The 12,447-nt window shown below is 42.4% G+C and carries 11 protein-coding genes; 7 read left to right on the plus strand and 4 right to left on the minus strand.

The genetic code is table 11. From position 1 onward, the window contains the following. The first annotated feature begins 547 nt into the window (after positions 1-547). From IE080_RS11185 to IE080_RS11215, 7 genes are all read left to right on the plus strand, one after another. A complete protein-coding gene (locus IE080_RS11185; protein WP_189582243.1) occupies positions 548-3,352 on the plus strand; it encodes a S9 family peptidase in 2,805 nt (934 codons plus the stop codon). Between the two features lie 109 nt (positions 3,353-3,461). Continuing rightward, positions 3,462-5,057, plus strand: a complete 1,596-nt coding sequence (locus IE080_RS11190; RefSeq protein ID WP_189582246.1) for an amidohydrolase family protein — start codon at positions 3,462-3,464, stop codon at positions 5,055-5,057. A gap of 926 nt (positions 5,058-5,983) precedes the next feature. Then, positions 5,984-6,790, plus strand: coding sequence for an alpha/beta fold hydrolase (locus IE080_RS11195; RefSeq protein ID WP_189582249.1), 807 nt, complete (start codon positions 5,984-5,986; stop codon positions 6,788-6,790). 119 nt (positions 6,791-6,909) lie between these two features. Continuing rightward, entirely contained in the window at positions 6,910-7,359 is a 450-nt protein-coding gene (locus tag IE080_RS11200; RefSeq protein ID WP_189582252.1) for a MarR family winged helix-turn-helix transcriptional regulator, read from the plus strand. Positions 7,360-7,432: 73 nt separating this feature from the next. Beyond that, positions 7,433-7,951: a YceI family protein gene (locus tag IE080_RS11205; RefSeq protein ID WP_189582255.1), complete on the plus strand. Its 519-nt coding sequence runs from the start codon at positions 7,433-7,435 to the stop codon at positions 7,949-7,951. 90 nt (positions 7,952-8,041) lie between these two features. Further along, positions 8,042-8,992 carry a ring-cleaving dioxygenase gene (locus IE080_RS11210; protein ID WP_189582545.1) on the plus strand — a complete coding sequence of 317 codons (951 nt, stop codon included), beginning with the start codon at positions 8,042-8,044 and terminating at the stop codon, positions 8,990-8,992. Further along, positions 8,985-9,596 (plus strand): alpha/beta hydrolase, encoded by a 612-nt coding sequence (locus tag IE080_RS11215; protein WP_189582258.1) that lies wholly within the window; start codon positions 8,985-8,987, stop codon positions 9,594-9,596. Before IE080_RS11210 ends, IE080_RS11215 begins: the two co-directional genes overlap by 8 nt. Before the next feature lie 60 nt (positions 9,597-9,656). Here the strand turns inward: IE080_RS11215 and IE080_RS11220 are convergent, their stop codons facing one another. The 4 genes from IE080_RS11220 to IE080_RS11235 all read right to left on the minus strand — a co-directional run bounded on the left by IE080_RS11220 (position 9,657) and on the right by IE080_RS11235 (position 12,287). Beyond that, the gene (locus IE080_RS11220) at positions 9,657-10,580 is read right to left on the minus strand and encodes an aspartate carbamoyltransferase catalytic subunit (RefSeq protein WP_189582261.1); all 924 of its coding nucleotides are present in this window, start codon (positions 10,578-10,580) and stop codon (positions 9,657-9,659) included. Positions 10,581-10,588: 8 nt separating this feature from the next. Beyond that, a complete protein-coding gene (gene pyrR, locus IE080_RS11225) occupies positions 10,589-11,131 on the minus strand; it encodes a bifunctional pyr operon transcriptional regulator/uracil phosphoribosyltransferase PyrR (RefSeq protein WP_189582264.1) in 543 nt (180 codons plus the stop codon). 510 nt (positions 11,132-11,641) lie between these two features. Then, on the minus strand, positions 11,642-11,941 hold the full coding sequence (locus IE080_RS11230; RefSeq protein WP_189582267.1) for a helix-turn-helix domain-containing protein: 300 nt from the start codon (positions 11,939-11,941) through the stop codon (positions 11,642-11,644). A gap of 4 nt (positions 11,942-11,945) precedes the next feature. Further along, positions 11,946-12,287 (minus strand): type II toxin-antitoxin system RelE/ParE family toxin, encoded by a 342-nt coding sequence (locus IE080_RS11235; RefSeq protein ID WP_189582270.1) that lies wholly within the window; start codon positions 12,285-12,287, stop codon positions 11,946-11,948. Between the last annotated feature and the right edge of the window lie 160 nt (positions 12,288-12,447).

Genomic DNA, 12,447 nt, shown 5'->3' on the forward strand with positions numbered 1-12,447 from the left:
GACAACGAGACTACCAAAACTGAGAATGCATTTAAGAGAAAAAAGGAAAGTTATGAGAAACCTATGCGAAATTTTTGCCAGTTTGCTTGTTTTTCAACATAGGAGCCGCCAAGCCATATGTAATTGCTATTTATTCCCTGTCAATATCATTTTCGTTTCAAATTATCATGCTATAAACCTTCTGGCAGCTCCATCGGAGCGACTGACATTTTATCAATAGGATTCAACCCGTTGATTACCAATCATATCTCAGGAGATGTGTCGTAGACATGATAGACATGAACTCATCTCCTCGGGAAAATACTTTATACTTTTTTTAAGGACAATTCTCTTATCTACTCCAAACCATATATATCGCCGAAGGCATATTTCAACTTTATTTCGCGCTAGCATATATCATCAGTTCATCCTTCCTCCCTCATCCTTCATCCTTCACTTGCCTCTCGCTTCTAAAAGAAAATCCACCCTTCATCCCATTCCTATTGGCCTTGTTCTCTTTTGTTTGAATATTTGATGGTAGAAGAGCATCAATTTGAATCATCTGTTTATGAAAAAATTTGTAATTATCGGGCTAGTATTGCTGAGTCAGGTTGCTTTTGCGCAGCGGAGAGCAGCAGCCCCAGTAGTCAAAGAAGCCTTGACAGAGGCCGCCTACGATGAATGGAAAAGCATCACCTTCCGTCAGCTCACACCGAATGGACAACATTTGGCCTACACCTTGAATCCAGAAGATGGAGATGGTAAAGTAGTCTTTCAAAACTTAGCCATAAACACTGAGGTAAGTATCGATAGAGCTAGCAATATCTCCTTGACTGCGGATAGTCAACATGCCATTTTCCTGATCAAAGCTCAAAAAGATAGTCTTACCCACTACCGGCGTATCAAAAAGAAAAAGGAAGAAATGCCTAAAGACTCTTTGGGGATTTTCAATTTCCAAACTCAACAGGTCAGAAAAATTGCAGATGTAAAATCCTATAAAATCCCCTCCAAGGCAGGCGGATGGTTGGCCTACCTCTCCGAAAAAATGCCTGAAAATGGAGAAGGCCAGGAAAAACCAAAAAAAGTCTCCGATGAAAATGGGTTTACGCTGATAGTAGTCAACCTTGCAACAGGACAAGAGCAGTCCATTCCTTATGTGAAGGATTACCAGTTTGACGAACAGGGAACCTCACTGCTATACTACAGTTCGGCTACTGGAGAAAAACAAGCTGGAGTCTATGTGCAGGACCTAAGTTCCCAAACTGCATCCCTTCTGATGGAAGGACACTCCAAATACAAAATCAACTACTTGAGTTTTGACGAGGCAGGCGAGCAGGTAGCTTTTATCGCAGATACTGATACCACCAAAGCACTCATCCGAAGTCCGCAACTGATGTATTGGAAAAAAGGTCAGGCCAAAGCCTCCGTACTGGCAGATGCGAAAACCGCAGGTGTACCTACCAATTGGTTGATTTCTCCGAATTACAACCCTTCCTTCTCCAAAGATGGAAAGCGTCTTTTTCTAGGCACAAACCCTCCTCCTATCGTACAGGACACCACTTTACTCCCAGAGGAAATCGTCAACGTGGAAGTTTGGCATTGGCAAGATGACTATATCTACACTGAGCAAAATGTACGTCTACCTCGGGAGCGAAGAAAAAGCTACCTGGCCGTAGTAGATCTGGCGGCAAATAAGCTTACGCAATTGGGTTCTGAAGAAATCGCTGATATCCGTTTGGACGAGGAAAGAAAAGCCGAATTTGTCTTAGGCATCGACGATCGAGCCTACCGAATGCTCCGAACTTGGGACATTTCCTCCTTCAATGATCTCTACTTAGTGAACATGAATAATGGAAGCGCCAAGCAGATCGCACAAAAAATCAAAGGGAATGCCCGTCTTTCTCCGGATGCAGGATTTGTGTATTGGTATAGCAGCCCGGATAGTGCTTGGTACACCTACCATATCAAAAGTGGCAAAACCACCAACCTAACCAAAGGGTTACCGGTAACCTTTAGCGATGAATTGAATGACTCGCCGGAGTATCCATCAAGCTATAATTTGGCCGGATGGACTGTAAATGAAGAGAGCATCTTGATTTACGACCGCTATGATATCTGGAAGTTTGATCCCCTGGGCAATAAATCACCAAAAAGGCTAACCAACAATGGTCGTGAAAACCAATTGGTCTATCGTTACGAAAAACTGGACGATGAAGAGCGATTCATTGACCTTAGTAAAGCATTGACCCTTTCATTATTTGATGAAAAAAATAAAGACGCAGGTTTCGCTACCCTAAGACCTGGAACTACTATCCCTCAGCAATTGGTAAAATCCGGACATCGCTACAATCTAATAGCGAAGGCCAAAGAGGCTGACGTCTTGCTCTACACCAAAGAGAATTTTCAAGAATTCCCTGACTTACATGTGGCGGAAACCAACTTCGCAAAAGCTAGAAAAGTGACCACTGCCAATCCGCAGCAAAGTAAGTACCGCTGGGGAACAGCCGAATTGGTGAAGTGGCTTTCCTTGGACAATATTGAGCTGGAAGGAATCTTGTATAAGCCTGAAAACTTCGACCCAAATAAAAAATACCCGATGGTCGTGTTCTACTACGAGCGGTTTTCCAACACCTTGCATAACCACCACAAGCCAGAACCCATCCGATCGGCGGTACACCGCACCATGTATGTCAGCAACGACTATTTGGTATTTGTCCCAGATGTAGTCTATAAAATCGGTTTTCCAGGGGAAAGCGCATTAAACGCCATTCTTCCAGGAGTTACCAGTTTGATTCAGCAAGGATTTGTGGATCCTAAAAAAGTTGGTCTCCAAGGCCACAGCTGGTCCGGTTATCAGACAGCTTACATCCTGACCAAATCCAATATGTTTGCTGCTGCGGAAGCAGGTGCTATCGTGGCAAACATGACAAGTGCCTATGGTGGTATTCGTTGGGAAACAGGCTTAGCAAGAGCATTCCAATATGAAAAAACCCAGTCTAGACTAGGTGTAAGCATTTGGGAAAACCCCACACGCTACATAGAAAACTCTCCTTTGTTCTATGCAGATAAGATCGAAACTCCACTTTTGCTTATGCATAATGATGCTGATGGCCATGTACCTTGGTACCAAGGAATCGAAATGTACGTAGCCATGCGTAGATTGAACAAGCCAACTTGGATGTTGAATTACAATGGCGAACCACATTGGCCGGTCAAGAGACAAAACCGAATCGACTTCCAAAAGCGCATGATGCAATTCTTTGACCACTACCTCAAAGACGCCCCTATGCCTTCTTGGATGGTAAGGGGTGTGCCTGCCACAGAAAAAGGAATCCTTCAAGGCTATGAGTTGATGGAAAGTTCCGACAACTAACCTTTAATCCATTAACTATTTTGATAACCGATTATCTCTGAAAAAGGATAATCGGTTTTTTTATGCGCTGGAATTTCGGTAAGTTGAAACGTCAATCATCAACGTATCTATGCTTCGGAAATTCATAGCCCTACTAGTGGGTGCATGCCTGTATAGCTTTTTAGGCATCTCCCAAATCATGCCTTCCCCTGACCGCAAGGAAGGCAATGGTCCATTTACCCGATTGATTTTGCGCTCAGTCATCATGATTGATGGGACGGGTGCACCACCCATTGGCCCGGTGGATATTGTGGTAGAACAAAACCGCATCACGGGTGTGCATGTGGTGGGATATCCTGGTCTACCCATCAAAGAAAATCGTCGTCCCCAAGCAGGTCCCGGAGACAAAGTCATGGAGTTGGATGGGCACTATTTATTGCCAGGCTTGATTGATATGCACGGACATATCGGCGGCACAGGTCAAGGGACTCCTGCCGAATATGTCTTCAAGCTTTGGATGGCCCATGGCATCACTACCGTAAGAGACCCTGCGGCCAGTAATGGACTGAACTGGGTCTTAGACCACAAGAAAAAATCCGCAAACAACAGCATCACTGCTCCTAGAATATTGGCTTACACTGTCTTTGGTCAAGGAAGTGAAAAGAGCATCAGCAATGCAGCAGAAGCAAAAACCTGGGTTCAAGAAAATGCTAAAAAAGGCGCTGATGGAGTGAAATTTTTTGGAGCAAAGCCGGAAGTCATGCAAGCCGCCTTGGAAGAAAACAAGCGCTTGGGTTTGCGCTCGGCCATGCACCATGCACAAATGGATGTAGCTAGATGGAATGTGCTGCATTCTGCACGGGCAGGACTGACGACCATGGAACATTGGTACGGACTACCCGAAGCCTTATTTGCCGATCGAACCATTCAGGACTACAGACTGGATTACAATTACCAAAACGAACAGCATAGATTTGCGGAAGCTGGAAAACTCTGGAAACAAGCCGCTCCACCCTATTCTGAGCATTGGAATAAAGTGATGCAGGAACTATTGGACTTGGATTTTACCCTTGACCCTACCTTCAATATTTACGAGGCCAATAGGGACCTGATGCGTGCACGTCGCGCTGAATGGCACGAAGAATATACCCTCCCATCTCTTTGGAGATTTTATCAGCCGAGTAGGGAATCTCACGGTTCCTATTGGTTTGATTGGACTACCGAGGAAGAAATCCAATGGAAAGAGAATTACCGACTTTGGATGACTTTTGTCAATGAATACAAAAATAGAGGAGGTCGCGTAACTGCTGGTTCCGATTCCGGCTTTATCTATCAGTTATATGGCTTTGCTTTCATCCGAGAATTGGAATTATTGAGAGAAGCAGGCTTCCATCCATTGGAAGTGCTTCGAGCTGCTACCTTACATGCTGCAGAAGCTTTAGGAATGGAGAAAGATTTGGGAAGCGTTGAAGTGGGCAAATTGGCTGACTTTGTCATCTTAGAAGAGAACCCCCTTCAAAACATAAAAGTCCTTTACGGCACTGGCGCCATACGCATTGACGATACTAATGAACCCATCCGAGTTGGGGGCGTAAAATACACGGTCAAAGACGGAATCGTCTACGATGCCAAACAACTCCTCGAAGATGCCCGTACAATAGTAAACCAACACAAAGCCCGGGAAGAAAGCAGGAAACTGAAACAGCCAGGGCTGGAATGGGAGTGAAATTAGGAATACTGGATGAGTGGTGTACCAAGTACTAAGTACAAAGAACCAAGTAGGGATTCGGGTTAGAGAAGCGAGAGGCTAGACATTAGACCATAGACTCCGGGCGTGTAGGGAACAGTCGACTGTTGACCTACCAACGATGGCTTCGACTCCGCTCAGCCACCAATCACTACGCTGTTCGAGATTTGTAATCTCGAACTAGAGATAAGGAGGATTTGCAATCCTCTAGGGGGATTGAAGTATTAAGGGAGAATTAAATTTCGAATGATGAATGTCGGACGCCGAATGATGAATTTTCTACTAACGATAACTATTAATTCGGGTAAGAGAAGCGAGATGCTAGAGATAAGACTTTCATCGCTTTGACCTCAAACCCTGTAAAGGGTTACAAAACAATAACCATGGGTTCTAAAAACCCATGGTCTATCGATGTAGATTAATCATCAAGCCTAAAGGGCTTGTACTAACGCTCTCTAGAGTATAAATCAATATACTGCCCCGTCAGGGCAGACCTTAAGGTATTGATGCTTTCGGCCACGGGTCGAGACCCATGGTTACTGTTGTTTTGCCCTTTTAGGGCAGGGCCTACTCAGAATTTGCAATCTTGACCAAAAGGTATGGAAGGGGAAGTAACTACGCTGTTCGAGATTTGTAATCTCGAACTAGAGATAAGGAGGATTTGCAATCCTCTAGGGGGATTGAAGTATTAAGGGCGAATTAAATTCCGAATGATGAATGTCAAATGTCGAATGATGAATTTTCAAACAATATTAACTATTGATTCAGTAAATAAAAAAGAATAACCGTATTTCAACCAGAATCGTACCGTGGACAGTTGACAGTGGACCGTTGACCCCGCAGCTACGACTCTGCTCAGCCACCAATCACTACACTGCTAACTACTCACTTAAACACTAGCCCACATGCCACACATACAACTCAACAACACCAAGCTATTTTACATCAAAGAAGGAGAAGGAAAAGAAGTCATTGTGTTTTCACATGGCTTGTTGTGGAGTCATAAAATGTTTCAGGCACAAGTAGATGTCTTGAAAAAGCAGTATACCGTCATTGCATACGACCATAGAGGGCAGGGACAGTCGGAAGTGAGCCCCGGAACTTATGATATGGATTTACTGACGCAGGATGCCTTGGAATTGATTGATAAGGTGGCCTGTCAAGCAGTTCATTTTGTGGGCTTGTCTATGGGTGGATTTGTGGGCATGCGTTTGGCAGCCCGCTATCCTGACAAGGTTAAAAGCCTCATATTGTTGGAGACTTCTGCCAATCCTGAACCCGTAGAAAACCTCCCCAAATACAAGTTCCTCAACGGCATAGTCAAATACGTAGGAGTAGTATCCTTCGTGGCAAAAAAGGTGATGCCCATAATGTTTGCTCAAAGCTGGTTAGAGAATCCTAAAAACAAAGACGCCTATAATTACTGGATCAAGGAACTGCAATCAAACAAGAAATCAATCACCAAGTCTGTAGAGGCGGTCATTTACCGTAAAGGGGTTGAAGAAGAAATCCGAAGCATCAAATCTCCAACAATGGTAGTCGTGGGCGATGAGGATGTGGCTACCAAACCTGAGAAAGCCAAATTCATCCAAATGTCCATTCCTAACGCAGTGCTACATATGATACCCGGCGCAGGACACTCTTCCTGTATAGAAAAACCTGATGAAGTCACAAAACTCATTTCAGAATGGCTAGCTGAACAAAAAAGATAATATTTTTTTTAATTGGTTTTCAGTTACTTATGGTCACAATTAAAATAAATACCTACGTTCGCGAACAATTCAATGACATTTGATGTATATACATTGAATTCAATTGTAAGTGTATCCCCATGAAATTAGAAGAAGCAATCAAGCAAAAAGAATTTAAAGACCCCTACAACAAAGCGGTGGTCAACTTGTTGTTTACGCATGGGCACATTGTAGCGAAGCAAAGTGCATTATTTAAGCCTTTTGGGCTTTCTCCAGAGCAATACAATGTGTTGCGGATATTGAGAGGACAAAATGGCAACCCAATTACGGTTTCCTCCATTCAAGATCGCATGCTCAACAAAATGTCTAACGCCAGTAGGCTAGTTGAAAAGTTAAAGCAGAAAGGCTTGGTGATAAGAGAGGAATGTCCAACCGATAGAAGACAAGTAGACATTAGCATTACTGATAAAGGTTTGGAAGTATTGGGAGCTTTGGAGAACGCAATTTATTCACTCAATAGAGAATTGGTTCAGTTGGATGAGCAGGAAATCAATGTACTGAATGAGCTATTGGATAAGCTACGAGGGTAAAAAATTTACCCATTCATATGTATAGACATTTAATGTATAACAAATTATTTAACACACATAAAATCAACAAACAATGAGTACATCAACAAAATGGTCAATTGACCCAACACATTCCGAGGTATCTTTCAAAGTAAAACACTTGGTAATCTCTACTGTAACAGGATATTTCAAATCATTCGAAGGTGGTGCTGAAACAGCTTCTGATAGCGATTTCAACGGCGCAACAGTTTCTTTCTCTGCTGATATCAACAGCATTGACACCAATCAGTCTGATAGAGATAACCACTTGAAATCTGCTGATTTCTTCGATGCAGAAAATCATCCAAAATTGTCCTTCACAGGTACATTAAATGGAGATAAATTGGTAGGTGACTTGACAATGAGAGGTACTACCAAACAAGTAGAATTGGATGTTGATTTCGGTGGTATCGCTGGTGATCCATACGGTAACATCAAGGCTGGTTTCGAAATCGAAGGAAAAGTATCCAGAAAAGAATTCGGTTTGACCTGGAACGCAGTAACTGAAGCTGGAAGCGTAGTAGTTTCTGACCAAGTGAGAATAATCTTGAGCGTACAATTAGTAAAGCAGTAAAATACAACTAAGTTAGGGTGAATTCACCTATAAGAACCACCCTAACTTATAGCAAAACCAACTATTACCACAAAATTACCAGTCCCAAAAATTATGGCACTCATCACAGGAATTCATCACATTACAGCGATTGCGGGAAATGCTCAGGAAAACGTGGACTTTTACACGGGAATCTTAGGACTTCGCATGGTAAAGAAAACCATCAACTTTGATGCTCCGGATGTCTACCACTTCTATTTTGGAGATCAGTGGGGCAGTCCTGGAACAGTGTTCACAACATTTCCATTCCACGGTGCACGCAAAGGCACCAAGGGTACAGGAGAAATGACTTACACTGCTTTCTCAATCCCTACAGCAGCACTATCCTATTGGCAAAAGCGATTGAAAAGCTTCGGAATTACTATTTCCGATGTGCTTACACGCTTTGGAGATGAACTAATCCGTTTTGAGGATCATGATGGCATGGGAATCGAATTAATTGCGAATGACCGCGATAGCAGAACAGGTTGGACTTATGGCCATATTCCAGCTGAATTTTCCATTAAAGGCTTCTTTGGTGCTACTCTAAACCTGAAAGCTAAAGAGCTAACAGAAAAATTACTCACCAAACATATGGATTATCAGTTCATAGGTGAAGAAAATGGCCGATTCCGCTACGGGACTAAAGGTGAACCAGGTGATATTGTAGACATAGTCTTGGATAAGAATGGTCGACAAGGAATCCAAAGTGCTGGTACAGTCCACCACATCGCCTTCCGTACCGCCAACCACGATACTCAAACTGAAATCCAAAATATCTTATGGAACAATGGGTATCAAGTCACTGAAATCAAGGACAGAAATTACTTCCGCTCCATTTACTTCAGAGAACCGGGAGGTGTATTATTTGAAATTGCTACCGACGAACCTGGTTTCGCTATCGATGAAGAAGAAGCACACTTAGGAGAATTATTGAAACTTCCTGACTGGGCGGAACCTCATCGTGAAAAAATCGAGAAAAATTTGACACCCATTTCACTTAACCCAACTAGCTATGTCTAAGATATTTCAAGCTGGAAAAGACTTACAACACGCTACTAAAGTTGCCATCATGATTCATGGCAGAGGTGGTACAGCGCAAAGCATCCTAAGCCTGAATCAAGTTCTAAACTTAGATGAGTTTGCCCAAATCGCCCCTCAAGCTCCTGGAAACACTTGGTACCCGTACAGCTTTATGGCTCCTGACCAAAGCAATGAACCCTCTTTTTCTCAATCCATACAAACCATTCATGGCATAGTTCAGGATTTGGAAAGCAAAGGTTTTAGCTCTGAACAGATCTATTTCATAGGATTTTCTCAAGGTGCATGCTTAGCCTTAGAATACGCCACCCAACATGCCAAAAAATACGGTGCAGTTATTGCCTTTACAGGCGGACTCATCGGAGAAAATATCAGACCAGAGAAGTATTCCGGCAGTTTTGATGGTACCCCGGTATTTATTGGCTCAGGTTTCAAAGATCCACATGTACCTGTCTTACGTATTGAAGCTTCCGAAGAGCTGATCAAACAAGCTGCGGGGGATGTTAAGGTGTTGATTTTCGAAGATTACGACCATACCGTCCGTCAGGAAGAAATGGATTGGGTCAATAAAAATATATTATCATAAGTTTATCGAAGAGAGGTTGCTAGTCCCCCCCCGCCCCAACTAGTTGTTTTGGGGCTTTTTTTATTTTCCTCCTGCAAGCAAATACAACACAGCCATACGAATCGCCACCCCATTTTCAACCTGCTGAAGAATGATGGATTGACCGCTGTCCGCCGCATCGGAACTTAACTCCACACCTCGATTGATAGGACCTGGGTGCATGACCACGATTTCTTTATCCAGGCTTTCCAACATTCGTTTGTTAATCCCAAAGTAGAGGGAATATTCACGCAAGGAAGGAAAATACTTGATTTGCTGACGTTCCAATTGAATCCGCAGCACATTGGCCACATCGCACCAGCGCAAGGCTTTCATGACATCCTGTTCTACCTTTACCCCCAAGCTTTCAATATGCTTAGGGATTAGTGTAATCGGACCACAAACCATCACTTCCGCACCCAATTTTTGCAGACAAAAGATATTGGAAAGTGCAACGCGGCTATGAAGGATATCCCCGATGATGGCAATTTTTTTCCCGGCTACATCTCCCAATTTCTCACGTATGGAGAAGGCATCCAATAAGGCCTGGGTTGGGTGTTCATGTGTTCCGTCACCTGCATTGACAATATTTGCTTGGATATGCTTGGAAAGGAAATGAGGTGCACCTACACTGGCATGCCGCATCACCACCATGTCCACTTTCATGGAAAGGATATTGTTGACGGTATCGATGAGGGTTTCCCCTTTTTTGACAGAGGAATTGGAAGAAGAAAAATTGATCACATCCGCTGAAAGACGCTTTTCAGCCAATTCAAATGATAATCGGGTTCGGGTAGAGTTTTCGAAAAAAATATTGGCAATGGTAATATCTCTCAGAGAAGGCACTTTCTTGATTGGCCTGTTGAGCACTTCTTTGAAATTATCCGCTGTTTGGAAAATCAATTCAATATCTGCGGCAGTGATGTTTTTAATTCCAAGTAAGTGTCGAGTGCTGAGTTGTGACATGGGGAGTATTATGCTTTTTCAGTAATCCAAATAGCGTCTTGTTCGAAGCCCTTTTCTCTCCATTCTACGGAGACATATTGGCTTTCGAGGGTATTTACTTTGATGCCACAGTAATCGGGCATGATCGGATAATCACGGGTATATTTTCGGTCCACTAAGACCATCAATTCTACTTTAGCAGGACGGCCAAAGGCTATCATGGCGTCTAAGGCAGCCCGAACCGAACGACCTTTGTACAGTACATCATCGATGAGAATGACTTTTTTTCCTTCAATCAAAAAATCGATTTTAGTCTCGTTGGCTTTCAATGGAAAATCTCTTCTTCGGAAATCATCTCTATGAAAGGTAGCGTCTAAATAGCCATAAGGAACATCTATCTGGGCGATTTCTTTTAGGAGTGCAACCAATTGCTCCAACACCACTATCCCTCTTGGCTGCAATCCCAACAAAACGGTATTCTCAAAATCATCGTGATTTTCCATCAACTGATGGCAAAAACGCTTCAAAACGATGGAGATTTGTTGCTGATCGAGGACGAGTCTTTTGTGCATGGCCAAGCTTTGCTTGCAAATATAGGAATAAGATAAAGATTGAGCGTAAGGATGCGGAATTTTTAAAAATTCATCTTGCAAAACGTGTACTTTCCACCTAATTTGGAAGAACAATCATCAATCCTATCAATGAAAAAGCTTCACGATCGGGCAAAAGCTATACAGGAAGTCAAGATCCCTGCCTTTAACAAGGCAGCAACGGATACTGGATTTGGACTGATTTGGTAGGGTATTTAAATTTCAGAAAATAATTATGGAAATTGATTTCTTATCTACTTCTATTTGAGATGTTTTGGCCATAAAAAAAGTTATTTCTAAAAATAACAAACTTTTGGATGCTAGGTGGTTTTACTATAAACGCTAACGGGATTCAGCTTGGAAACGGCACGCATTCGGAGCCCTTCTCTTCCAACCTACTCCTAACTTCTTAAAGATACCAAACTTTCAATTTACTCTGAACCGCCCGCTGTATCCAAGGTGATGTTAGAGTGCGTTATTCCTCTTGCCACATCAAAGAAAAGTTAATCCAATTCTTTTATTCAATCCTTGTTCAAAAATTCGGATCAAGGTTGACAACTGGATGTTTCCTTTTCCATTTTCAAGTTTTGAGATATAGCTTTTCTTTGTTCCTACCTTTTCCGCCAATTGCTCTTGCGTCAGGTTTGCTTCCTTTCTAGCCTCTTTCAGCATTTCACTTATGATGAACATCTGGGCATTTTCTTCATACTTATTTCTGCTTTCACTTCCAATTTTTCCGTGCTCCAGTTCGATCAGCTCATCGAATGTTTTGACTTTGCTATAATCCTTCATGATCTTATTTCTTTGTTTGAAAATATTCCTTCATTAACCTTTCTGCTTTCTCCAATTCATTCTTCGGAGTCTTTTGGGTCTTTTTTTGAAAACCGTTGAACAGAACCACAAGCCTTCCTTCATCAAAGCAGCAAAAGATCCTGAAAATATTTGATTGAAACTCAACTCTTATTTCATATAACCCTTCAGTTCCTGCCAGATGCTTGAGAAACTTCTCTGGTACCCTATCCACTTGCTTGATCAGCTCAAATACATATTGGATCTTACTTTTAACCTTATCATTCTGGCCTTGGTAAAATTCAATGAAGTGGTTTTCATAAAAAATGATCTTCCTTACCGTATTCACAAAGTTATCTCAAAAGATAACATTTTCCAAAAATGTAGCGGTTTCTTTTAATGCACCACAACGGGATTCAGCTTGGAGAAAGCAGGCATTCGGAACTGTTCACTTCCAGCCTACTCCTAACTTCATAAAGATACTAAACTTTCAATTTACTCGGAACCGC

Source organism: Mongoliitalea lutea (genome assembly GCF_014652135.1).
GTDB lineage: Bacteria > Bacteroidota > Bacteroidia > Cytophagales > Cyclobacteriaceae > Mongoliitalea > Mongoliitalea lutea.